General features: G+C 37.3%; 21 protein-coding genes, 1 pseudogene and 1 riboswitch. Of the genes and pseudogenes, 5 read left to right on the top strand and 17 right to left on the bottom strand.

Annotation, left to right across the window (positions count from 1 at the left end; all coding sequences use genetic code 11):
- Positions 1-526 precede the first annotated feature (526 nt).
- A complete protein-coding gene (gene rlmD / locus AC3WVZ_RS28790) occupies positions 527-1,903 on the bottom strand; it encodes a 23S rRNA (uracil(1939)-C(5))-methyltransferase RlmD (protein WP_233935767.1) in 1,377 nt (458 codons plus the stop codon).
- A gap of 121 nt (positions 1,904-2,024) precedes the next feature.
- Positions 2,025-2,126: riboswitch (purine riboswitch) on the top strand.
- Positions 2,127-2,328: 202 nt separating this feature from the next.
- Here rlmD and AC3WVZ_RS28785 point away from each other — a divergent pair.
- Positions 2,329-3,525, top strand: a complete 1,197-nt coding sequence (locus AC3WVZ_RS28785) for a NupC/NupG family nucleoside CNT transporter (RefSeq protein ID WP_001200484.1) — start codon at positions 2,329-2,331, stop codon at positions 3,523-3,525.
- A 51-nt stretch (positions 3,526-3,576) separates the two neighbouring features.
- Here AC3WVZ_RS28785 and AC3WVZ_RS28780 read toward each other — a convergent pair whose 3' ends face one another.
- A complete protein-coding gene (locus AC3WVZ_RS28780) occupies positions 3,577-4,173 on the bottom strand; it encodes a hypothetical protein (RefSeq protein ID WP_233935766.1) in 597 nt (198 codons plus the stop codon).
- Positions 4,174-4,541: 368 nt separating this feature from the next.
- Here AC3WVZ_RS28780 and AC3WVZ_RS28775 point away from each other — a divergent pair, with 368 nt between their 5' ends.
- Entirely contained in the window at positions 4,542-5,423 is an 882-nt protein-coding gene (locus AC3WVZ_RS28775) for a helix-turn-helix domain-containing protein (RefSeq protein WP_069354834.1), read from the top strand.
- Here the strand turns inward: AC3WVZ_RS28775 and AC3WVZ_RS28770 are convergent.
- The 3 genes from AC3WVZ_RS28770 to AC3WVZ_RS28760 are packed head-to-tail and all read right to left on the bottom strand — an operon-like array spanning position 5,420 to position 7,516.
- Positions 5,420-6,028, bottom strand: a complete 609-nt coding sequence (locus AC3WVZ_RS28770; protein ID WP_078187019.1) for a replication-relaxation family protein — start codon at positions 6,026-6,028, stop codon at positions 5,420-5,422. The two genes, AC3WVZ_RS28775 and AC3WVZ_RS28770, sit on opposite strands and share 4 nt — an antisense overlap.
- Positions 6,018-7,184, bottom strand: a complete 1,167-nt coding sequence (locus tag AC3WVZ_RS28765; RefSeq protein ID WP_069354832.1) for an FtsK/SpoIIIE domain-containing protein — start codon at positions 7,182-7,184, stop codon at positions 6,018-6,020. Before AC3WVZ_RS28765 ends, AC3WVZ_RS28770 begins: the two co-directional genes overlap by 11 nt.
- Before the next feature lie 11 nt (positions 7,185-7,195).
- Positions 7,196-7,516 carry a hypothetical protein gene (locus AC3WVZ_RS28760; RefSeq protein WP_069354831.1) on the bottom strand — a complete coding sequence of 107 codons (321 nt, stop codon included), beginning with the start codon at positions 7,514-7,516 and terminating at the stop codon, positions 7,196-7,198.
- Between the two features lie 451 nt (positions 7,517-7,967).
- Between AC3WVZ_RS28760 and AC3WVZ_RS28755 the strand changes: the two genes are divergently transcribed.
- Positions 7,968-8,198 (top strand): helix-turn-helix domain-containing protein, encoded by a 231-nt coding sequence (locus AC3WVZ_RS28755; protein WP_069354830.1) that lies wholly within the window; start codon positions 7,968-7,970, stop codon positions 8,196-8,198.
- Between the two features lie 1,304 nt (positions 8,199-9,502).
- Positions 9,503-9,754: a hypothetical protein gene (locus AC3WVZ_RS28750; protein WP_233935765.1), complete on the top strand. Its 252-nt coding sequence runs from the start codon at positions 9,503-9,505 to the stop codon at positions 9,752-9,754.
- Here the strand turns inward: AC3WVZ_RS28750 and AC3WVZ_RS28745 are convergent.
- The 7 genes and pseudogenes from AC3WVZ_RS28745 to AC3WVZ_RS28715 form a co-directional block, all read right to left on the bottom strand.
- Positions 9,736-10,776: an N-acetylmuramoyl-L-alanine amidase gene (locus AC3WVZ_RS28745; protein ID WP_233935764.1), complete on the bottom strand. Its 1,041-nt coding sequence runs from the start codon at positions 10,774-10,776 to the stop codon at positions 9,736-9,738. The two genes, AC3WVZ_RS28750 and AC3WVZ_RS28745, sit on opposite strands and share 19 nt — an antisense overlap.
- A 59-nt stretch (positions 10,777-10,835) precedes the next feature.
- A complete protein-coding gene (locus tag AC3WVZ_RS28740; protein WP_069354827.1) occupies positions 10,836-11,039 on the bottom strand; it encodes a hypothetical protein in 204 nt (67 codons plus the stop codon).
- Between the two features lie 2 nt (positions 11,040-11,041).
- On the bottom strand, positions 11,042-11,323 hold the full coding sequence (locus AC3WVZ_RS28735) for a hypothetical protein (RefSeq protein WP_069354826.1): 282 nt from the start codon (positions 11,321-11,323) through the stop codon (positions 11,042-11,044).
- 89 nt (positions 11,324-11,412) lie between these two features.
- Entirely contained in the window at positions 11,413-12,552 is a 1,140-nt protein-coding gene (locus AC3WVZ_RS28730; protein WP_233935763.1) for a BppU family phage baseplate upper protein, read from the bottom strand.
- Positions 12,553-12,566: 14 nt separating this feature from the next.
- Positions 12,567-14,909 carry a phage tail spike protein gene (locus tag AC3WVZ_RS28725; RefSeq protein ID WP_233935762.1) on the bottom strand — a complete coding sequence of 781 codons (2,343 nt, stop codon included), beginning with the start codon at positions 14,907-14,909 and terminating at the stop codon, positions 12,567-12,569.
- Positions 14,906-15,589: a phage tail domain-containing protein gene (locus AC3WVZ_RS28720; RefSeq protein WP_069354824.1), complete on the bottom strand. Its 684-nt coding sequence runs from the start codon at positions 15,587-15,589 to the stop codon at positions 14,906-14,908. The genes AC3WVZ_RS28725 and AC3WVZ_RS28720 overlap by 4 nt, the downstream gene beginning before the upstream one ends.
- Positions 15,590-18,337 (bottom strand): annotated as a pseudogene (locus AC3WVZ_RS28715) (phage tail tape measure protein); the annotation flags it as partial. It abuts the gene before it with no gap.
- A 103-nt stretch (positions 18,338-18,440) separates the two neighbouring features.
- Here AC3WVZ_RS28715 and tnpC point away from each other — a divergent pair.
- Complete coding sequence (gene tnpC / locus AC3WVZ_RS28710) at positions 18,441-19,844, top strand: IS66 family transposase (protein ID WP_233935200.1); 1,404 nt, start codon at positions 18,441-18,443, stop codon at positions 19,842-19,844.
- On the opposite strand, the gene AC3WVZ_RS28705 is transcribed toward tnpC, so the two are convergent.
- From AC3WVZ_RS28705 to AC3WVZ_RS28685, 5 genes are read right to left on the bottom strand one after another with little or no spacing between them, the layout of a single operon-like run.
- Positions 19,839-19,979 carry a hypothetical protein gene (locus AC3WVZ_RS28705; protein ID WP_233935761.1) on the bottom strand — a complete coding sequence of 47 codons (141 nt, stop codon included), beginning with the start codon at positions 19,977-19,979 and terminating at the stop codon, positions 19,839-19,841. The two genes, tnpC and AC3WVZ_RS28705, sit on opposite strands and share 6 nt — an antisense overlap.
- Before the next feature lies 1 nt (position 19,980).
- The gene (locus tag AC3WVZ_RS28700) at positions 19,981-20,562 is read right to left on the bottom strand and encodes an HK97 family phage prohead protease (protein ID WP_069354815.1); all 582 of its coding nucleotides are present in this window, start codon (positions 20,560-20,562) and stop codon (positions 19,981-19,983) included.
- Positions 20,552-21,736: a phage portal protein gene (locus AC3WVZ_RS28695; protein WP_233935760.1), complete on the bottom strand. Its 1,185-nt coding sequence runs from the start codon at positions 21,734-21,736 to the stop codon at positions 20,552-20,554. Before AC3WVZ_RS28695 ends, AC3WVZ_RS28700 begins: the two co-directional genes overlap by 11 nt.
- Positions 21,737-21,751: 15 nt before the next feature.
- Entirely contained in the window at positions 21,752-23,476 is a 1,725-nt protein-coding gene (locus AC3WVZ_RS28690) for a terminase large subunit (RefSeq protein WP_069354813.1), read from the bottom strand.
- A complete protein-coding gene (locus AC3WVZ_RS28685; RefSeq protein ID WP_069354812.1) occupies positions 23,473-23,898 on the bottom strand; it encodes a P27 family phage terminase small subunit in 426 nt (141 codons plus the stop codon). Before AC3WVZ_RS28685 ends, AC3WVZ_RS28690 begins: the two co-directional genes overlap by 4 nt.
- Positions 23,899-23,957: the final 59 nt, after the last annotated feature.

Here is a 23,957-nt window from a genome sequence, read left to right as displayed (position 1 = left end):
GTATACAGCTCATTTTCTTTTGTGCTTTTCATTTAAAATTTTTCACTATTCAAACTCAAGGAAAATCCCCCTTACTTTAAAATCGTCATAGAATGTTGCTAAATTATTCCCATAAAACTTATATGGACCACACAAAACCTTAAATCTCTAAATAAAACGATCTTAATTTATTAATTTCACACTCGTCTTGCATGCAAAAAGCAAAGAATCATACGAATGAGACAACATAACCCTTATTCGATTCTTAGCTGATGGAATGATTTCTTGAGAAGATTACAGAATAGTAGTGTAACAAAATAAGGGCAGCTTAAAAGGGGTATCTAATGCTAAATTAGAATTAGAGAGTTAGAACCGCAGATGACGTTTCAAGAACAGCCAGAAACGACAACATCAAAAAACTAGAGAATTATTCACATATTAATGTTTTGACCCCAGAAATATTACACCGTCTCATTAAAAGAATTGAAATAAAAGCAGACAGTACAGCGAGAATCTTTTATAGATTCTCGCTACCACCTACTTTTATTTATACCAACTTAAGCCAAGCCACACACTCCACATGCGTCGTATGCGGGAACATATCAACAGGCTGTACTTCCTGTGTTTTATATCCGCCTTCTTCTAGTACTTTTAAATCACGTGCTAATGTTGCTGGGTTACACGATACGTATACGACGCGGTTTGGCTTCATGTCGATGATTGTGTTTAGTAATGCTTCGTCACAGCCTTTACGCGGTGGGTCTACGACCATTATGTCGGCGATTACGCCTTCTTTGTACCATTTTGGAATAACTACTTCAGCTTCTCCTACGCCAAATTCAGCGTTTGTCATGTTGTTTAGTGCTGCGTTTCGGTTTGCGTCTTCGATTGCTTCTGGGACGATTTCAACGCCGTACACTTTTTTCGCTTTTTGCGCTAGGAATAACGAGATTGATCCGATGCCGCAATAGGCATCGATTACTGTTTCGTTACCATTTAATTTTGCGTATTCTAACGTTTTATCGTAAAGCACTTTCGTTTGCTCTGGGTTTACTTGATAGAATGAACGTGCTGAAATCGCAAATTTAATGTCACCGATAAAGTCATAAATGTATTCTGATCCGTACAGTACTGTCGTTTTGTCTCCGAAAATTACATTCGTACGCTTCGTATTTACGTTTTGAACAATTGATTTTACTTCTGGGAATTTCGCTGCAATTTCTTCAATAATTGCTTTTTTGTTCGGCAATTCTGCTGTACGCGTAATGAAGACAAGCATAATTTCCCCTGTTACTTGTCCGTAACGAGCCATTACGTGACGAAGTGTTCCTTTGTTACGCTCTTCGTTGTACGCAGTGATACCGTGCTTTTCACAAATACGTTTTACTTCTTGGATTAATGTATCGTTTTCTTCTGCCTGAATTAAGCATGATTCCATATTAATGATGTCATGCGTTCCTTGGCGATAAAAACCAGCTACAAGTCCGCCTTCACGTTCTCCGATTGGTACTTGTGCTTTATTACGGTATACCCACGGATTCTTCATGCCAAGTACAGGATGAACAGGAACATCAGCTAGTCCTCCGATACGCTGCATAACGTCACGTACTTGTTTTTCTTTCGCTTGTAATTGTCCTTCATAAGTTAAGTGCTGAAGCTGACAACCGCCGCACTGATTATATACTGGGCATTCAGCATCTTTACGATATGGACTTTCTGTATGAAGCTTCATTAAACGACCAAATGCGAAGTTTTTCTTCACTTTAATAATTTTAATTTGCGCTTCTTCACCTGGTAATCCGTTTTTAACGAAAATAGGATAGCCCTTTACTTTCGTAACACCGGCACCATCATGTGTTAAATCTTCAAATACTACATCTATAAACTCGTTTTTCTCAACTGGTGGCGTCATTTTAGTACTCATTTTCCGACCTCTCTTTTTCATAACACTGCGTTACATTTTATCATACTTATATGGTCTTTTTCTATTGGAAGAAAAAAAGCTATTGACGATACTTCTCTGTTAATGTTACGCTACTACTAATTTAATACGGACGATGTTACCTCATATATACTTGATAATATGGATCGAGAGTTTCTACCCGGCAACCTTAAATTGCTGGACTATGGGGAAAACTAATGAATATTAGCCTATGCGCAAAAAAGGACTCATATTGATTAGCTTTCTCTCATAGATGAAAGTGAATCCATATGGGTCTTTTTTTATTTTTATTTTTCTAAAAGGTCAGACATCTTACGTATGACATAAAACCTCATTCCTTTATTTTTAGTAATATAACGAGCGTTTTATGTACAAACTTTATACGAACTTCTGAAAGGGGCAACTACATGCAATATGTAATGAGCATTATCGGTATTATTGCCGTGTTAGGTTTATGTTTTGCTTTGTCAAACAACAAAAGTAAAATCAACTTCCGTGCAATTGCAATTATGATTGGTTTCCAAATTTTAATCGGTTGGTTTATGTTTGCTACAAAGATTGGTCAACAAATCATTATTTTCATTAGTAAAGTTTTCAACAAACTAATTAAACTTGGTACGACAGGTGTCGATTTTCTCTTTAATGGAATTCACAGAGATTTTGTCTTTTTCTTAAACGTATTATTAATTATCGTATTTTTCTCAGCACTACTTTCAATCTTTAGTTATTTAGGTGTTTTACCATTCATCGTTCGCGTTGTCGGCGGTGCTATTTCAAAAATTACTGGTTTACCACGTGTTGAGTCATTCCACGCAGTAAACTCTGTATTCTTCGGTTCAAGTGAAGCGTTAATCGTTATTAAAAACGATTTACAGCATTTCAATAAAAACCGTATGTTTATCATTTGTTGTTCTGCGATGAGCTCCGTTTCTGCTTCTGTTACAGCATCATACGTAATGATGTTAGATGCAAAATACGTACTGGCAGCTCTTCCGCTAAACTTATTCTCAAGCTTAATCGTTTGTTCGTTATTAACACCAGTTGATACGAAGAAAGAAGATGAAGTGATTCAGAAATTTGATAGAACTCTATTCGGAGACAGCTTTATCGGCGCAATGATTAACGGTGCGCTTGATGGTTTAAAAGTAGCTGGTATCGTTGCCGCATTAATGATCGCCTTTATCGGTGTGATGGAAGTTGTAAACTACGTAATTAGTGCAGCTTCAGGCGCAATGGGACATGCTGTTACTTTACAACAAATCTTCGGTTACGTACTTTCTCCATTCGCATTCTTAATGGGTATTCCAACTCAAGATATTATCCCAGCTGGTGGTATTATGGGTACGAAGATTGTTTTAAATGAGTTTGTAGCAATCCTTGATTTAAAAGACACAGCTACAACATTAGCTCCACGTACAGTTGGAATCGTTACAGTATTCTTAATTAGCTTCGCAAGTATTAGCCAAATTGGTGCAATCGTTGGTACAATCCGTGCCCTTTCTGAAAAGCAAGGAAGCGTTGTTTCTAAATTTGGTTGGAAAATGCTATTTGCATCAACACTTGCTTCTATTTTATCTGCGACAATCGCTGGATTGTTTATTTAATAAAAAATCACCTTTGCTTAGACAGCAAGGTGATTTTTTTATTATCATCATTTAAGAAACTGAAGAAAACTCTAATGCCTCTTCCTTATTAATAATTTCCCCCTTATATTTACCTTTCACCGAAATATCAATAATTGATTTATTTTCTGCTTCCATTTTCCCTAAAGAAAATATATATATTAAATCATCTTTTTTTAACATCCATTGTTTTCCGTGCCAAGGACCAGTTAACTTCTGTTCTGGTGACGCCAGTATTTCTCCAAAATATTCACATTCGCCTAGAGATGTTTTTACTGTATTCTTCTTCGTATTAATAACTACATATTTAAGGAGCTTTATACTTTCACTTGAAAAAATCTCTACTTCATGATCATTTTTTTTCTTAAATTTCAGCTTTCCATCTTTTGTATTAACCAATTTACTTTGATCAATTGCATTTAGTACAAACTCATACTCTTCTTTTGTAACACCGAAATTAGGGTGATATGGAAAACTTTTTTTCTCTGCATGTTCTTCTACATATTTTAAATACCATTCCATATTACTCGCTAGATGCTCTCTCATTCTTTGACCAATACTCCCTACCTTTTTAAGAGTATCTGGTTCCATCTCTAGTGTCATAATATCCGCCGTCACTTCCGCATTCATAAGATGCGATGGAATATACTCTTCTACTATCTATAAAACTTAAATTACCTAAAAGCGCAACAAACAGCTATATTACGCTGTTTTGTGCTTTACCTGATTTTATAAATGGCAACACTTTTCTAGTTATTTGTGACCAATTTGTTACCTCAAAAATTCAAAATAAAACTAACAAAAAATAAAAGAGCACAGCGTGTTAATAAAGTGGTGACACACTTTATTAACCGTCCGCCTACCATAACTAGGCAAACACTTGCTGTAACTCTTCATGTACCTTATTTTATCGTACATAAGGGTCTCCTCGCAACAGTTTGCTTACATTTTGTGGCATACTGTTGCTTTTTTGTTTCTAAAAAAGGAGACAAACCGTTATGAAAAAGAAACCAGTGATTACTATTATTGCAAGTGTAGAAACATATGAAAACTTAGCATCCTTTCAAACTCTCAAGGAATTAAATGACACTGTGCGAGCGTATAAGAAACAATATAAATTAAATAAAAACCAAATGGCGGTACTCGATCATTTACACCACTATTCCGCTAAATACCTTGGTGTTTCTTTTAAAACCAAAAATAACATTGCGGACGCACTTCATATTAGCCGTAGAACAGTTATTCGTGTATGCCAATACTTAGAATCCCTTGGTATTATTAAACAACTCGAAATGAAACGTAAAAGCGACAAGAGACAGACATGTAACGTGATTATCATTCAATCAATCATTGCAGAAGACCAAATTGTCACACCTGAACCAGCTAAAAATGCTGAAATTTGTCACACCCCAAAAACAACTACTAAAACCTTAAAACAAAAGAGTAAAAAGATAAATAAACGTAAAGAGGACGTTTCACAACCTATTCAACAGGATTCAGATTTCATCGATTACCGTGTACCACAATCTATGCGTGGGAAATTAGGACATGCTTTTGATTCTAAAATGATTAACGAGTCTTTCAAAAATGCTAGGAACATTGCAAAAAAAGCTGCAAAGAAATGTAGTTTACTAGCGGATACAGATATCTTCCACAACATTCTTGCGAATGCTTCTTCTGTCCTGTTCTCTAAAACGCATGAATACGAACATAACGGTACATTGATGAGAAATCCGATTGGCTATTTTACACGCACGTTTAAACATATGGTCTATGACTATATCGATAGCTTTAGGGATATACATAATCTTGCAAATCGTAAGAAAGATATTTTGGCTCAGAATACGTTATTTCTAAAGATGATTGGCGAATCATTTTAATTCCGAATCGCCATTTGATTCATGAAATCATGCATCGATTTTGTTTGAAATATGCGAAAATTGGGAGAGTAGATGTCATACTGGCTATCTGTAATTACCAGGAGAGAAGGGAAGTATTTGGATTTCTTGGGTTGCCATGGTTCTTGCTGCCATTCCAAACTATGAAAGTAGGATTCGTAACGATCTACTTTTTCTTGCATAACTTTCTTGCTGTAGACCGAATTCTGTACCTCTATGAAAAAAGGAGCTTGTCGCCATATGGTAAAAATATCAGGTTCCATGTATGCTTTACCGTATTTTGGCTCAACTTTGAATACTTTCGGCTTTTCGTACTGAAGAAGTTGCTTATATACGTTCACGATGCCGAGGAAATGCGGAATCTTTTGACTCATTTTCCGAATCGTACTCGGTTGTGGAAAATAGATATATGGTTGCTGTGACACATTTACATCCACACTCCCATCTCGTCTTAATCGTTTCATGACTGTATTACAACACGTAACAGCTTTCTTGAGTCCTTGAAAATGCAAATCAATAATATCATCACGAGACATGCATCGAAAACGGCGTAAATCTTTCAGAATGGCTTGATCTCTACTCTTCATGGTTCAACACTCCAAACACAGGAATTTTTTCTTGTTGCTGATTTGAAATCATGTATTTATCCTTTGGTACACGATACGGTTCTATCATTTGTTTCGCTTTGTTTAATGCTAAATATGGTGCTTGCACTTTCTTGAGTCCATTTAATTTTAGAATCATTTGTCCTGACTGTTCAATGTGTTCTGCGCCTGGTGTACCCATGATATTACTATTAATCGCATCAGCACATTTAAAGCCCATTCTTACTGTCATGTTTAGTTTCAATTTACCATCTAACACTTTTGCATCTGGACGTTGCATCGATAGCATCAGATAGACGCCTAATGCCCGACCAACTGCCGATATTTTTTCTATAATCGTCATACATTCTTTTTCATCTTGTAGCATCGCTACTTCATCAATTGCTAGGAGAATATAGGGTTTCTGTTTATCAGTATTTAATTTGTTATACTCATCAATGTGATCCACTTCATATTCTTCCACGAGCTTTCTACGTTCTCTGATTTCATTCCATACTTTTTGAAGCATGCTCTTCATTTCGTGTTCTTCCATGCATACTTCTTTTACATGTTTGATTCGTCGTAAAAAATGAAACTCGGAATTCTTCAAATCACCAAGATACAAATGTAATGCATCAGGCGATATACCTTGAATCAGTGTAGACAAGATAACTCGCACCATACTACTTTTTCCGCTACCTGTTTCTCCTGCAATGAGAAGATGCGGTGTGTTTGCATCCACCATATCGTAAATAATCATTTTTCCGAACTGGTCACGTCCTACTACGATAGGAAGACGGTATTCTTTTACTAACGGCTGCCATTGCTTGTAACTGTAGTTATATGGTTTTAAACCACCATCCGAATGAAATATATGGAGTACAAACCTTTTAATATCTCCCTCAATTACTACATTCTGCCCTAATATTTGCTGAAAACAAAACCATTTCTTTTCAATTGTCTTTGGATCTAATCCGTTTGGGATAGTAAATACATATTTCACGCTTTCTTTTGAAGAAGAAACAGCATGAATTTTAGGGTAAATCGGTACTTTCCCTCCACGTGTTTGATGTTCCCTATATAATCCTGCCTTATTAAATACATCAATGAGTTGATGCTTTAAAGCCTTCCTATGAAGCCATTCTTTTATGATTTCCATATCATCTCTCCTTAGAACATGATTACAATGCGAATGAAAACATACGCAACAAAGCCAATTCCACCCATTCGTATTCCATGATGTAGTCCTTCAGATACAAATTTCGCTGCGGAAATATAATCATTTTGAATCAAATACCTTTCTAGCAATACTGCCCCGATTAAAACTGTTCCCATTATTCCTAACGCAAAATACGTATGTATCATGGAATCGGACATATGAAGAAAAGCCAACGGACTCCCTGCATGATATTTTTGTATTTGTCTCTCTTTCTTTTTGTACGACCCACTCATGAAATCCCGAAAGGGAATAATTTGTTTTGTCTCCCACATACGCTCAGCTCCCTCATTTATTTTTTATCGTATTCCGCACAAGATTCTGAACAATACTTCTTTACATTCCATCTCCAAAACAACCAATCGGATAACAAACATTTACAATATTCACAAGTTTCTTCGTATGATGCCATCTTGCTGTTCATTTCTTTCGCCCCTTTATAAACAGAATATAAAATGCAAGTGAACTAACGCTTTACGCACCCATTACCATGGTAGCGTTACCTTGATAGGAACCATGGTAGAAATCCAAAACGTACCATGATACCTACCTTGGTACATTCACCTGTTCCTACCTTGATAGCTACTTTGGTAACTGGAACTTCTCTTACCTTGGTACATCATATTGGGGAGGGCTTGGACAATATGCACATTTATTTTTGCAACTGCGTATAGCTTTTTGCATTTTGGACAAGATGATATAAAAAGAACACCGGGGGAATGAAATATGTGGGGAAGAGGCATTGGCAGACACAAAACAAAACTTGCTAAATTTTTAGCTAAATACGATTACTCGATACAAGAATTTTCAAAAATAAGTAAGGTAAACCGAAATACACTCGGACAATTGTGCAATGACAAAGATTACATTCCATCGCCAAACACCATGCAAAAAATAATGAAAGTCGTAAGAATACATGAGACTAATAAGAAAATCACACATTTTTGGGATATGTAAACACAAAAAATCCGCCTCCCAAAAGGAAACGGCTCTTTGCAGGTTAACCATTCAATTATAAAATGGAATAGTTAAAATATACTATATTTAAATATACCCGCCAATAACGAGTTCTAATTTAACACGTTAGTGGATATACTATTTATGATTCAAAGCGTTACCTCCATTTATAACACCTTCAACTGAAGAAGGTGTTTTTTTGTTCTATTTCAGATTCATTACTCATATACCTATAGTGCTGACTTCCGTAAAGTGTTTTAATAAGCGATTGAGCATTCTCTCCCAACCTGAGATTGCTCTTTTTTATTGAAACGAAAACATTTTATCATATTCCTGCGCTCATCTGCATATCATGTACTAACTCCTTGGACAACGTCACTATGACATACCAAAAAGCATTCTGGTTCACCACCCTAGCATGCTTTTTGCATATTTTCATGCATTGTTACATATACTTATACTACACGAGGAAAACATCAACGATTTTCTTCACCCCAAATAGCACCTTCACCTCACTCCGAAGGTGCTATTTATTTCTGACAATACACAAAGAATCCGCCTCCAATAGGAGACGGATTCTTCATTGTGCAATAGATTAGAGAACCTATATAAAATATAGATCATATAGAATTATGCGTCAATAAAAAGTTCTACTTTTCAATAATGTTGGATATACTGTAAATGTCATCGAGAGAATCACCACGTGAGAGGCGCCTTCAACTGGGGAAGGCGCCCTCTTATATTTTAAACATATTTTTAAAAATCTTTACATATATTAAACTGCTCCTGTTATGTTATACACGATTCTTTCTATACGAAAAGGCAATCCAGACTCACCACCCTGGATTGCCTTTTCTATTTTTTGAATTATACAACATAATTTTCTGCATATATATAAAGTGGTTCAAGAGAAACCACTGAATCAGAGTACACCTTGGTCAAATGTATTCTGTTTTTCATTATCATATTCTTCCTTGGCCTAACATAAAAATAATATAGAACACAACTACGGGGATAATATATCTTATACTGTTCTACAAACTGGGTTCTTCAGATAGAAGAACCTTTTTATTTTACAACATATTTCTATGTTAACCCTACCTATAATGCACCAACTCTTTCTATTTGTATGACATTCTCCCCTATACCTAGCTACTATTCGACATTTTTATATGTACCACATTTGTTTCCCACCCCAAATTTCGTAATCTCTTCCGATTCCTTGTTACTCATTTTTTAATTCACTTCATCTTCTTCAATCATTATAATTAAATATAAGATATCCTGTATTGGGGGAGAACGAATTGATTTTCAAACTATCCATTGCACTTTTATTACTACTGTTAGCTGGCATTTGGTTATTCATCGGCTATTACTTGAAAACTTCACTACTATTAGGATTAGGTTTCGGAGTTATTTTTGGTGTAACCATCATGCTATTACCTGATATGTTAGAGTGGATTATAAAAGAGGATATACCTGAAGAAATGTTTCATTTTAAAAAAAAGGAGGCGAAAACCTCCTTTTTCTTTCTTCCCTATTTCACATACACATAGGCTTTGTTTGATGTCACATAGTATGTGCGCCCTTTCGAATTGTGCACTTTAAATTGCGTGAAGCCATCCACACTTACCTTTTCATCGATTGTAAATCCTTCCCCTGCGTCCAATGTACCCGCTACAGCGCTATCCTGCCATGAAGGTGAATGATAGAACCTGAGGTTATCAACTTTTGAAACCACACGTTTCCCTACAACTGGATTTACTGATTCTTGCTTTTCAAACCTGATGTACGCTGGATTATATTTCACCCATTGGTCACCACCAAGGTTGAGCCATCCATCTTGCTCTCCCCACACTTGATACGCTTCAGGCTTATTCAGCTGACGAATCTTAGAATAACTTGTACCTGGTCCTTTACGTAAATTCACATTGTAGCCTTCAATATAAGCAATCCCATCTGTTACTGCTATTGGTACTTCCTCTGGTTTAGACGGAACAGAAACTTCAACACTAGAATTGTTATATGCCCGTTGCACATCACTTCTAAATTGAGTTTCTGACACACCATAGCTACGTAAATAATCAATCGGGTCTTCATGATCTGTACCGCCAAGATACTTTCTCACGTCGTTATGTGTCCACAATCCTTTTTCAACTGACAGATTGTTATCTTTTAAGATTTTCGCTAACAGCTTTACGTATTTCTCATAGCTCCGTTTAAACTTGGCGTAATCTGCCGTCTCGCACAATTCCACATGGACAAATCGTTTATTGGCTCCTGGCCCTGCACCGTACGCAATGTATTTTGTATCCGCAATCTGAATCGTTTCATTCCAGTCCACTGCGTAATGAACGAATGCATTTCTCCAGGTACGTGTCTCATATTTTTGAATATTAATGGCCGGTGCTTCTAGTGTTGCGGTACTGTGGGCAACCACTCCTTCATAAGCACCTACACCGTTTCGATAGGGTTGTTTTGGTAAATCAGGTATCAGCAGTACTCTGTCCGCAAAAACACTTGTAGAAAGTGAAAATACCATACATAATGTTGCAGTTACCCCTAGTAATCGTTTCATTTTGTTTCTCCTCCCATAGAAAAACGCACCACCGATTGGCGATGCGTTCTCTTTGTTTTTTATTTGTCTGTTTGTACTGTTCCTTCGTGGTCACTCCAGATCCCTAAAGCGACACCAAGTGTGAAAAGATACGGTAACACTTCATCGATAAAACTTTTTGTCTCCAGTAACCCAGCCTTTGCACAAATAAATCCCAGAAGGGAGGCAAGTGCCACCCATGTTTTCCAATTTTGTAATCGTTTTTGAATGTTTTCTTTTGTCATGTCTAATTCGTCTCCTTTTCGATTGTATCTAAGCGTTTATGCGCTTGTTTGGTACTTTCCTCTACCCTCGTGACTCGTTCTCCTAGTGCTACCATTTGTTTTTCACTTGCTTTCAGATCAATCCGGATATCATCCACACCTTTCCGGATATATCCCAGTTCTGCTTTTACTTCCGCACTCTGTTGTCCATCTGCCTTGATGGATTTAGATTTATTCAGGGCGTAGCCAAAATAGCTGATGGCGAGTGATAATGCTCCAATCAGTACGCCAATTTCAATGCTCATGTTTTTCAACTCCTTTCCCAAAAAAGAGAGACACTTGTCCCTCTTGTTCACAAAGCCGTTTTTTATTTTTATGATTTCACATGCTCTTCCTACAGGTACATCCCATTGATAATAATAAAACTGGAAGCACTTCTTTTCGTTTGACAAATGATATCACCGTTCCAAGTAATATTCACTGCGCATGGAGAATAGGCTGCGCCACCCGTCGTATCGTACACTGCTGTAATGGTTGCCCAATAGGTAGGTTTCATAAAATCAGGCAATGAGCCAATCACCACCCCTGCCTCTGTACTCCCCCCTTCCACAAGCCCTCGTATATGCTTAAATCCAAACGGATCTACCCCATAAAAAAGGGAATTGCCACTACCATTGGAACGAAAGCCATTTTTAAAGTTCGTAAACCCTTGCAGGAACGTTTTGGTCGCCTCCGCCATATCCTCTACTAAACCTATTCTCTTCCCGCTATAGGAAAGCGTACCATCATCTTTGAATTGCAAATATTTCTTCGTAACAGAATGCCCAATGTACACATCATTTGTCCCACTCCCGACAATCACTTGTTTCGTTTTGGCTCCTGCATACAATGTCGGAACGGTCAAGTCTCCTGTCATCGTATCACCGCTTTTTTTCACCACACCATTCGCCGCAATACTGGCAGCTAGCTCTTCAATCTTTTTATTCGTCTTCAGATATTGCTCGTCTATATACGGCGTAATCTCTTTGATTTTCTGATTCGTTGCCTCAAACTGACTTTGAATATAGGGCTTTAACTCGCCTATTTTTTTGTTCGCCTCATCTAGCTCTTTTCGATATCCTTTTACCCGTTCTATCGCTCCATCAAACTCAGAAATATAGTTTGCTATTTGGATATTTCCTTCTGTTAAATCTCTTCGTAATTGGATTCGGATGTCTGGTGTACTCATTCGCTCTGTACTTTTTTCCATCACAAAATAAGCCGTCCACTCATCCGATGTGGAAACAGCTTGAGATGTAAACGTATAGGAAAACACACCATTTTTTGAATCAACTATTTGAGCATCATCTCGAATGAATACTCCTGTATGATTTGTCGCTTCATATTTAACCACATATCCTGTTAAATCCACCTTCTCCCCTTTTTCTCTTACGTACACCGTAAGCTTTAATCCATTCTTGTCATTCTGCCGAGAACGAATGGTTTTGGTAAACACAGGATCTGCTAAATCTATCATAATTTCCTCATTTCGCATGACTACACCTCTTTCTAGCTACTTCTGTTTACGTGTCTAGACGGTCTTCTCTGACGTTTTATTCTATTCCTATGCTTTACGTTCCCTTTAGGTTTTAATGGCTCTAATTCTTCCAATCTAGCATCTGTTTGGGTTACATACTCCTGAAATGCTTTAACAGTCTGCGAAATCATCCCATATAACCCCACACCATTTTCCTCTGATTCTTTTGGAATAACTAAACCATAATGTGTAGGGATTGCCTCTGTAGTAATTGTCGGCTCTCCTTCTTTACGATTCATACGCATCTCATACAGTTTTGGAATATCTGTTTTCAAATTGTACTGTTTCATTTCCCATTCCATTACCTTTTCAAGTAAGCTGGATGTAATAGGACGGATATTGGTTTTATATGTTTCTTTTGAAGAAACTTTGAAGTCTGAAGCAATTACTCCTTGATAATATGTCCCAAGAGCGGTTTTCACTTGGATATACCCATTGTCCCAACTCGAATTGCGTATGATCGCATTTGGGAGCATGATATCTGTATCCCCTCCAGATGCAACCCCGATACTTGCAATCCAATTGTCATTACGATAAAAGCGGAATTGATCTTTAACCTTAAATCTCATCTCACTTTGGGCATCTAGGACAATCATTTTATCAGCGTCGAGCATCGCATTCCCTGTTTGTGAAAAGTATAAAGAAGCTGCATTCAAGTATCCATTGCCCTCGAGTCCTTTTGTCATTCCGATTCCACCAGACTTAACGCTCGTATCTGAGAATTGGTACACCATAATAGCACCATTTGCCCCTGTGGAATCTGAATCTCCGCCTAAAATAAGAGTTGGTTGTATTTCATTTCTACTGTTTTTGTAATACCCTACAAACACCCTTGTTCTAGATGACTCATACAAACGTATAAATTGCTTTGAAATATTTACATAGTTGACACTATCTGAAGTTCGTAATGTTGAACCTGTTATTTCTCCGCCTTGCACCAGATTCCCACTTAACGTACCTGCAGTAATAAAATCAGCAACAATTCTTCCGTCACTTGTAATAGCAGTTCCATATGGTCCATTCACACCTGTGGAAGAATACCCTAATCCATTCAAGTTCCATTGCCAAACCTTTTTCGCACTCCTTTCATCTTTCGTATCCATAATTAAAATACGATCTGGATACATACGGACATGTCCTCCGAATCCTGAATGAATAAGGCTTGTAGCATTTGCTTTTGCTGCATCCAAAATCGAACTTGGCATATTTGATAACTCTTCTTGTACCAGGTCAACCCTACCAGAAACATCCGTAAAAGATTCTTTGAAGTTACCAATGGTTATATCTAGATACTCTTTTTTTATTGGGTCATACTTATAAGCAATTACCTTCGCCTTTATATCCATACCATCTTCTTGATGCTCAACCGTAACCGTATCTGCCATATAAACACTCTGTAAATGCTTATAATCCTTATACTCTTCCGTTTGTGATAACTCCTGAAACGTAACGTTATAAGTTGCTTTAGGTTGGTCAATTTTTTGAATCGTAAACATATCTTTAGCTGCTTGACGTAATAATCTATACGCTTCTTCTAATGGAACAGCATCTTCGTCATCAGCATTTTCACCAATAGCTGCTTTAATATGTTTACATTCAACCACTTTAATTTTCGGATGAGGATACTTATTTATAAGTGGGCTATCCACGTACTTTTCAGGAAGAAATAACCCAGCAAAACCTTGTGGCATGATTCTCGTTATGGGACTTTTCCAATCCACATTACCTTCATACCCTAATAAATCTTTCTTATGACGAATCACTACCCCACGATCCATACCACGATTTTGTAGCATCTTTACATCAAAATTATCTCGTTTTAATTCGCCGCCCCAACGATTAACAAATGAATTGTCTTGACTAGAATCCAATAATGCTTCTACAGGATTTTTCCGGACAATACGTGCACTGGCTATCTTTGGTATATCTGAATAAAACTGAAAAGGATGCTTGTATTGGCATCCTGCTGACATACGATTCATAGCTCCATTACCATTTGTTGTTTCAGCAAAAATGTCTTCAATTAGATTTTCTGTTAAGTCATAAAAAATGTGATAACATTGCGCTGTAATCTCACCCATACTGACTTTAGGGGCTGCTACTCGAAATAGTTGTTCGCCATCAGGAGTTGGAACTTTCATGATGCTCATTCCCTCTATTTCCAAACCATGTGGTGCAAACAATGGATAACGAAATGAAAATAAAAATAAACCATTGAGTTCTTCCTCAACAGTTGCGTTATACATATTTTTATCTAAAGCCCCTATGCCATTGTGTGTAAAATCAGTCTCATTTTGTTTATATAAAGTAATCATTTATATCTCCACCTAGGCCTGATTTCCATAAATTGAATTGCTCCTGACCACTCTATTGTATTTTCTCCTACATTGAATATAGGGAACTGTCCAACCATTTTATGATTCATTGATATGGTATCGGTATATGCTTCAAGTATTTCTGAGTCTATGACAACAGAACCATTCACATCTTTTATTTGAAAAGAGACATCATTGATTGTTATACGGAAAGTACCATTTCCCACAATCCAAAACTTAGGATCAGATTCCATTGTACCTGGATTATAAATTACACCAGGTTTGGTAAGCTTTAGATTTACATCCTCTGTATATTCAAAGGGATCTAAAGTGAAATCCACTTCAAATTCACCATGTTCCTCAATTTCAGTTGTGATGTCTCCCATTTCAACATGCTGAATCTTCCGATACACCTCGTCATCTGTGAAAAAGAGTGTTCTCCCTTGTAACAACCAAGGTTTAGCACGTCTTATGAAAGGTTTAATATTTTCCCTTTCCAACATATTAAATTTCACCTTAAAAGGGACATTTTCATACGCCCCTTTCTTTGTAAGTGAACCATGTCGCCCTGGTATTTCTATGTGTTCTACCTTTTGTTTTGCAGTTGGAATCACTGGACGATCTACTAAACCTAATCCGTAACTACTTGCTAATTCATTATCGATTCCTATATCCAACAATTAAGTCGTCCTCCCGATTCCTATTTTTGAATGACGCCCTTTTTGAGCAAGTGCATCATCTATTTTTCCGACCATGTGGTCGATATCACGATTATCCCTCACTGAAGGATTATAGATATTAATTATAGTTGGTTCAGTAGACATTGTTGCTGCAATCCCTTCACCAATCTCACCTAATGTCTTTTTATTCAACGGTAAAACTGCTTCTCGCCCCGCTTCTCCTGCACCTTGCAACTGACCATTACTCATACCGAAAATGGTAGGTCTAGTAAAGATACCTCCTTTTGCACGCCATTGCACATCGATCCCAGATGGGAAAGTAATGTCTTTACCCAAAATATTTTTCGTACTAGTCTGCAGACTGAAGTGTGGCATTTTAGGCATTTCCGGTTTCGGAATCTTTAATTTCAAATCACTGAAAAACCCTTTGATTTTATCAATGAATCCCTTTACTTTATCTACCGCATCTTTTATCGGATCAATGATAAATCTCTTTGCTGCATCAAATTTTTCTTGCGCTGCATTCTTTACAGAATCAAATTTTCCCCGTGCCGTATTGTACATATCATTGAATTTCTCTTTTGCAGAATTATAAGCTGAAATCACTGGATCAATAATATATTTATAAACTAGATTCCATGCAGTAAGTGTATAAGATTGGATTTTGGCCCAATTACCTAGTATCCAATTCGCTAAATCATTCAATTTTTCTTTCGTTGCATTCCACAATTCTTGAACTGGTTGAATGACATATTGTTTTACTAAATTCCATGCTGCAGAAGTATATGATTTAACTGTTTCCCATTGTGAATTTAGCCAAGAAACAAGCGTACCAATCTGTTCTTTAACCCAATCCCATGCTTCTTGAACAGGTTGAGTAATATATTGTTTAAATAAGCCCCAAGCAACTTGTGCAGCAGCCTTTATAAGTTCCCACTGCGTACTAAGCCATGTGACTAATTCACCAATTTGCGCACTTATCCAATCATACGCCTCCTGAATCGGCTGTATAATATATTGAGATATTGCCGCCCATGCAATTTGTGCCCCTGCTTGAATGAGTAGCCAACCTGCTTCTAAAACTGTGGAAACTGCTGAGATAATCGGATTTAAAACTGTGAGTATTGTATCCCATGTTTCTTGCCAAGCTATCTTTAATTGATCCCAAATAGAAGTTGCCGTTTCAACAATACCCGTCCACAATCCACTGAAAAATTCACCTAAAGGAGACAATATACTATCTGCTAATTCAATGAACGAAGACCACGATTCTGAAAAATAATCAGTAATACCTGTCCAAATTTCCGATGCCGTATCAGAAATTCCATTCCATAAATCGCTAAAAAACTGACCTATCGGATCAAAAAATTCATGCATCATCTCAATAAATGAAGACCACGCTTCCGAAAAATATTCAAATGTGGCAGACCATCCATCGCTACATGCCTGAACTATACCTGCCCACAATTCGCCAAACCACTCTTTAAATTGTGACCATTTTTCAGAAAGCCAGTCAGTTATGGCACCCCAGTTTTGAATCACCGCTATAATCCCTGTAATTACAGCAGCTATTCCGGCAATAACAAGCATAACTGTTCCAATCGTCGTACCTAACGCTATACATGATACAACTACAGCTGCAATAATAGGAGCTAAAAGACCTACTACAGTCGTTAACCCTAAAAAAATAAAAGTGAAATTTTGAATCGGTTCTGGTAATTTAGTAAAACCATCAACTAAAAACTTTATCCCCTCTACTATCGGAGGTAAAACATCTTTAGCTAATTCAGCAAGTTTTTTCCCAAGCGGCTCTAACGCAGCCTGCGTTTCTCTTAATGCTTTTTGAAATTGCTGTCCCAAAGATTCTTCCTGAAGTTTCTTCATTTCATCCATACGTCCAGTTACATCACCAAGACCACCATGTACATTATTTAGACTAAGTACAGCTTCAGCGCCCATGTCTTCCCATTTCACGCCAAATAAAGCAACACCAATCTGGTTTGCCTTTACTTTGTCATCCATCTTTTGAAGATCACCTAATACAGCATTGAATACATCAGCTGCCGTTCCCTTACCTTCATTGAATGATTTCCATACTTTTTGTGTCTCTTCAGATAAATCACCGAATCCTTCTGATACACCTTTAGATCCATCTTGTACACGGATACCAAATTCCTTCACCAGGTCATTGATATAGTCTAAATTATACGAACCACTTTTTGTTCCATTTGCTAAAATCGTAAACATTTCTTGCGCACTAAAACCACCTTGTTTAAATAAAGGCGCATATTCAGAGAGGTTATCAAATAACTCGTCTGAATAATTTAAACCTTCTTGAGCACCGGCAGCAAGTAAATCAAATGTTTCTTGTGTCGATAGACCAAACTGTGACATTAATTGCCCTGCGCCACGTGTTGCTTCGTTTAAATCCACATCATAAACTTTAGCTAGTGTTAGAACATCTTCCGACGCCATTTGAAGCTCGTCATACGGAACATCTCTCATGTTTTGATAGACTTTTATAAGTGCATTGTCTACCTCTTCAAGATTTTCACCAAAGCCTTTTTTCCATGTATCGACTGCAATCTTTTGAAGGTTTTCGGCACCTTTCCCAGTCAACCCTAATGAAGCTTGAATTTTCCTCTGTGATCCATCAAACTCTATTGCTGTATTTACAATCGACTTTCCCATTTCAATTAACTTTTCAGATATTCCTTGGAGGACTTCAGCGGCTTCCATTAAATTGTTCGTAACTACTCAGCCACCTTTCGGTGTCTTTTTTAAATTTTACTAGTTTCATATGCCTCCCATTTGTAAATACTGAGTATATCAAACAGGGGAGGTGAATCTTATGGTCGATCGAAAAATTATTTTAGATACATATAAAAAAGGACCTGAAGCTGTTATTTCTTTATTTGAAGAAACATTTTCTAAGTTAGAAAAACGTATACAAGAACTAGAAAATGCTTCAAAAAAAAACTCCAAAAATAGTCATAAGCCACCTTCTACAGATGGTTTGGGTAAGCCCGTTACAAAAAGTTTGCGCAAACCGTCTCATCGTCAAACGGGTGGCCAGTTGGGCCACAAGGGACATACTCTTGGTTTGACAGCGACTCCAGATCATACGATTACACATTCTCCTACATATTGTACTTGTTGTCATACTTCCTTGAACCACGAGCCTGTAAAAGGGTATCGCATTCGCCAAGTGTATGACTTACCACCTATTCAGATCGAAGTGACAGAACATAAAGTAGAACAGAAAGAATGCCCACATTGCCATTCTATCCAAGAAGCCCAATTTCCTTCGACAGTATCTCGTCCTGTTCAATATGGTCCAAATATAAAAAGACTGATTCCCTATTTAACGCATTATCAATGCATTTCTTTGAAGCGAACAAAAGAATTCTTTCAGGATTGTTTTGGACATTCTATAAGCGAAGGAACCCTGGTAAATCATACACAGGCTTTCGCTTCTCAATTGCAGCCATTCATAAAAGAAGTAAAGGAAAAGATTCTGCAGTCTCCTGTTGTCCATTTTGATGAAACTGGTATGCGTGTAGAAAACAAAACACAATGGTTACATACTGCCAGTACACCGGAGGTGACATTGCAACATATTCATCAAAAACGTGGAAAAGAAGCAATGGATGCTGGAGAAATCTTGCCATCTTTTTCTGGAATTGCGATGCATGATGGTTGGAAATCGTATGATGCGTATACAGATTGTCGTCACGTTTTATGTAATGCCCATCTCTTACGAGATTTACAAGGAATTATAGATAGTACTGGAGAACAATGGGCACAACAGATGCAGAAATTTCTAACGCAAGCGTTGACGATGAAAAAGCAATCCGAAGGTACCATGCCAAAAGCGACGCAAAAGAATCTGTTTATTATGTATCAATCCATATTGAAAGAACAACAGATTCTTTCCACGAAACAAAAGAAGAAAGGAAAGCAGACGCCTTCTCAAAATTTATGGAATCGCTTCGTCAAGTATTCTGACAGAATTCTAGGGTTTTTAGAACATCCAGCCATTCCATTTGATAACAATCAAGCAGAACGGGATATTCGGATGACGAAAGTAAAACAGAAAGTGTCTGGGACTTTCCGAAGTAAGAAAGGCGCAGAATCTTTTTGTCAGATACGAAGCTTTATGAGTACCATGAAAAAACAAAAACAATCGGTCTTACAAGCGATAAACCAAGTCATAGAAACTAGAACGGTTCCTTGGAATAACACGACTTCATAAGAGAATTTCTCTATTTGGCATAGATTCTTTCTCTGATTGGAGTATTTTCTTTTCATGTTTTCGAATCGGAAACATGTATTTGGCCTGTTTTTTTATTTGAAGAAGCTGAGTAGTTACAATTTCTTTTATCTTCATCCTATATTCCCTCCAAAACAGTTTTTATTTGTTGAATCAAATGATTTCTTTCTTCCCTTTCGTCGTCTACAACTGTTTGTACAGCCGTTTCTTCACTTCTCATTTCAATCATGGCTGTATTTTCGCCTCTGGTTTCAATGGAAGTGGCAACATAGGCTGGTGTCATATCCAAAATAGAAACTTCTAAGAGTTCTAATTCTTCAATAGATCGTTTTTGAACACCCGCTTCGCCCTCTTCCCATGAGTCCTTTTCAGAAACAAAGCCAAATGACCAACCACGCAATTCTTTATCTCTTGCTTTCTCAATTACTTGTTCATCTGTAACTGTAGCGATGGCTCTTAATCCAATATTGTCTTCATACAATTCCAGATTTCCGTTTTCAATAGAACCAAGCTTTCTATTTTTATCGTGGTTAAAAAGTAAATCCACATTCTTTGCTTTCTTTAACGCTTTTTCAAACGCCTTAGGGACAATTCTCTCTTTGAAATATCCCCTTGGAGAAGGCAACATTCGACTTTCTCTGTCCACAACATTTACATATCCATCAAGTATGACTTGGTTCCCCCGGACCTCAATTTTCATTCTCTTCACCCCCTCCCAATGGACCATCGGCCGCTTCTTTCTTACCGATTTCAGTTACATCATTTGAAATATAAATTGCTTGTGATTCTTTTGTATTTTGTTTAGGGAATCCAAGCATATCAGCGACATGATCAGGTGAAGTAATAGCGGTACGTACCAGGTTATAACCGATATTTGTCTTGTTGCTATACGTAACAAAATCAAGAATATTAATCTTAAACTTAATTCGTTTTCCCGAATTTTGGCCATAAAAAAGAAGACTCAAATGGTCTTCAAAATTTTTCATGATGGGTCTTACCGCTTTATTGTGAATATACATCATTGCTTTCTCTATATCTTCTTTGATTAGCTCTGTGTATGTATCCACATTTATACCTAAAAACTTACCCAAATCCTTTTTGTATACATTTAGATATGCTGGGGTCTTTTCATCGTCTAGTGGGCTTTTAAGCGTGTCTATTGAGTACCCTTTTCCAAGAGGAATCATTTTTACAGATCGTGATTCATCGATGGATTCCAGTTGATCTAAAATGGCGTTGATTAACTTTGACTGTGCACCATTCTGTGGATTGATATGAGCATCCAAATTTAGCAAGAATGCTAATAGTCCACCCTTTTTATATTTGTCAGTTAACGTTTTCTCGGCTGACATAACTCCCTCGAGTGTATCTCTTCCCAAGTCAAGAATACCTTTTCCTCTTACATGATCTGCACCAATATTTTTTACATGCCGAATCATAAATGGAGGTACTTCATGACCACCAATATTGAAATGCTCCACCAAATAATCATCTAACTCTGTAAAAACATTGGAAGCTAGATGTATTTGGTTTCCATTCAATATAGGGAACGTTTCTCCCTCAAGTAAATAGGTATTGGTCATTAACTTAATAAATTCAGATTGTGTTAAATAATCATTCGGATTCTTTAAAATACGAAGTGCCCTATCATCTTTGGTTTCATTACCAAATTCATCTTCCACAACGATATCAGCCAATACCATTTGATTACTGATATCTTGTAGTAATTCGTATACATCACTAGACTGCAAGATGTTTGAATCCGTAACATACACACCGCCGTAGCGAATGCTTTTACCTAACACATCATCCAGATAGCCACGTTTTTCTAGCTTACGATATAAATAATTGGAAAACCGATCTCGTAACCCCAATTGCTCACCTTCTTTCTATCTATAAATCTCACCAATCAATTCATCCATTCCCTCTTCACTCACATCATCCATCACCATCATCGTTTCTTTATGGGCAACTAAAAAAGCAACAAATCCATCAATCTTCTTTTTGGACTGCCTTTTACTTGGGGCTTTCATTCCGTTCATATTTGTAACCACCACCATATTCAGTGCACAATATATAAACAGTGGATTATCCGTTATTAAACGCTTTTCATAGATGAGAATTTCCGAATCATCGATCATAGCATTCATAACGTTTGGATACTGATTGACTGCAATACATTCTAAACCGAGGTTTTCAAGCTTCTCTATTAATTTTTGGGACATTGCTGGATCATAATTTATTTGTTGTACATCGTACAAATTCATACTTTCAACGATATATTCCATAACTTGATCTTGGTCAATCATTTTCCCATCACAAAACATAGCAAAACCACGTTCAACCATATAAGTATAGGGAACATTATCCTCTTTTTCTTTAAAATCAATATTGTCATTCGGAAGAAAATACATCTGTTTCACTTTTATAATCGACCTTCCTTCCTCATTATGTGAAGGGAAGTTTAAACTCACGCATGTTAAGTCTGTGGTTTTCGATAAGTCCAATCCTACATAACAAATTTCTCCTGTAAGATCACCCAGATCTTCCACAAGTACATGTTGAACTTGTTCATGTTCAAAATAATTGTCTGCACTATTTACAAAGACATTTAGATGCTTGGAAAGAAATTCTGCTTTTGAATGTGCGGATTGTTGCGCTTTTTTATACTCATTCTCGAGTTGCTCCATCGTAACAGAAACACCAATATTCGGATTCACCATCTTCCATACTGTTCTATCCGTCCAGTCATACCCTTTGTTTGGCTCCCAAATTGCAACAAATAAAGGATCATCATTATCTTTTTCCAACGCTTCTTTTGCAAGTTTATATACACGCATTCCGACGCTCGATGAACCTTTACCTGCCGTTGAAATATTCAGCATCATGGGCTGTTCACGAGATACCTGGGCAGATTTTAAATTATCGTACATGTCCATGTTTTCTTGTGCATGTAATTCATCGTTCAATACAAAATAAGGGTTCTTTCCCTCAAGACCCTTCGTGTTTTTCGTTAATACCTTAAATTTATTCTGATAAGCAATACCATTTTTATGATATCGGTACATGGCACCACTCACTGTACCATTGATTCCTTTATACACCTGTGTATGTCGTGCCAACGGTTCCGAGTTTTCTATTGCTTGCGCAATAGGTTCCGCTGCATTTTGTGCTTGTTCATAATCAGATGCTGCACAATAACAATCCGCTCCCAGTTCCAGTTCTCCGTACATCGCATAGAGCAATGCCCCAGCTGCAATAATTGTTTTCCCGTTCTTCTTTGGAACTTGCACATATGCCTCTCGAACAACACGGACAATTTTCCCTTTTTCATTTTTACGATACCAACCATACATATTCGCAAAAACAAACATTTCCCAAAGTTCTAATTCCATCAATTGACCTGCGAGTGGCCCCTTAACATGACGGATGAACGACTGGACAAAATCTAACATTTCATTTGCTCGATCTACTTCAAACCAAATATCTTTCCGTTTTTTCCACTTCTTATATCGCTCTACCGCAAGAATAATCGATTTCGGGTATTTCTTTTTATGCCGCATGACGTGACTTGCATACTGATCCGCATAGTTCACACCTGGTGTAATCATCATGTAGATTTCCGCCATTTGGCTCGATGCGCCGCTAATTCATCTTGTGGTTCATTCTGCCCCTTGTTTTGATCGTTTTTTGGTGCTTTTTGTACACTTTTCCCCTTATTCGTCATGCCGAGCGCTTCTAGCATTTTATTCTTCTTATCATTCCACGTTTCGACTTGCTGGGCGAGTGGATGTTTCATTTCATTTACGGCTCCAGCCTTGTTTTGATGCGTTTTTGTAGGAGCAAAGCCATCGGCTTTCCATTCTTCAAACATCGATTTATAAATGATAAAAGCGTCTAGATAATTATCAAGTAAAGGTTCTAAGGAAGGTGTGAATATCCCCTCATCCGTCAACAATTTTGCAATCCTTTTTCGTTCTCCATCCCTTGCCACGTCTAACATTTCCAACTTTTTCTTCTTTGACATACGAGCCATTTTCACACCCCCCTTCCTTTTTCAACATCGTGCAACCATTGACGTGCCCCCTACGCTAC

This window comes from Bacillus sp. CPT56D-587-MTF (assembly GCF_058792335.1).
This window is presented reverse-complemented; position numbering and strand designations above follow the sequence as displayed.

Coding starts and splice junctions, on each gene's coding strand:
- AC3WVZ_RS28745 (WP_233935764.1), bottom strand. CDS start 10,776: ATGAAACGATTACTAGGGGTAACTGCAACATTATGTATGGTATTTTCA.
- rlmD (WP_233935767.1), bottom strand. CDS start 1,903: ATGAGTACTAAAATGACGCCACCAGTTGAGAAAAACGAGTTTATAGAT.
- AC3WVZ_RS28760 (WP_069354831.1), bottom strand. CDS start 7,516: ATGTGGGAGACAAAACAAATTATTCCCTTTCGGGATTTCATGAGTGGG.
- AC3WVZ_RS28780 (WP_233935766.1), bottom strand. CDS start 4,173: ATGAATGCGGAAGTGACGGCGGATATTATGACACTAGAGATGGAACCA.
- AC3WVZ_RS28690 (WP_069354813.1), bottom strand. CDS start 23,476: ATGATGATTACACCAGGTGTGAACTATGCGGATCAGTATGCAAGTCAC.
- AC3WVZ_RS28725 (WP_233935762.1), bottom strand. CDS start 14,909: ATGATTACTTTATATAAACAAAATGAGACTGATTTTACACACAATGGC.
- tnpC (WP_233935200.1), top strand. CDS start 18,441: ATGGTCGATCGAAAAATTATTTTAGATACATATAAAAAAGGACCTGAA.
- AC3WVZ_RS28735 (WP_069354826.1), bottom strand. CDS start 11,323: ATGAGCATTGAAATTGGCGTACTGATTGGAGCATTATCACTCGCCATC.
- AC3WVZ_RS28685 (WP_069354812.1), bottom strand. CDS start 23,898: ATGGCTCGTATGTCAAAGAAGAAAAAGTTGGAAATGTTAGACGTGGCA.
- AC3WVZ_RS28770 (WP_078187019.1), bottom strand. CDS start 6,028: ATGAAGAGTAGAGATCAAGCCATTCTGAAAGATTTACGCCGTTTTCGA.
- AC3WVZ_RS28755 (WP_069354830.1), top strand. CDS start 7,968: ATGTGGGGAAGAGGCATTGGCAGACACAAAACAAAACTTGCTAAATTT.
- AC3WVZ_RS28775 (WP_069354834.1), top strand. CDS start 4,542: ATGAAAAAGAAACCAGTGATTACTATTATTGCAAGTGTAGAAACATAT.
- AC3WVZ_RS28705 (WP_233935761.1), bottom strand. CDS start 19,979: ATGAAGATAAAAGAAATTGTAACTACTCAGCTTCTTCAAATAAAAAAA.
- AC3WVZ_RS28700 (WP_069354815.1), bottom strand. CDS start 20,562: ATGAAAATTGAGGTCCGGGGGAACCAAGTCATACTTGATGGATATGTA.
- AC3WVZ_RS28765 (WP_069354832.1), bottom strand. CDS start 7,184: ATGGAAATCATAAAAGAATGGCTTCATAGGAAGGCTTTAAAGCATCAA.
- AC3WVZ_RS28785 (WP_001200484.1), top strand. CDS start 2,329: ATGCAATATGTAATGAGCATTATCGGTATTATTGCCGTGTTAGGTTTA.
- AC3WVZ_RS28740 (WP_069354827.1), bottom strand. CDS start 11,039: ATGACAAAAGAAAACATTCAAAAACGATTACAAAATTGGAAAACATGG.
- AC3WVZ_RS28730 (WP_233935763.1), bottom strand. CDS start 12,552: ATGCGAAATGAGGAAATTATGATAGATTTAGCAGATCCTGTGTTTACC.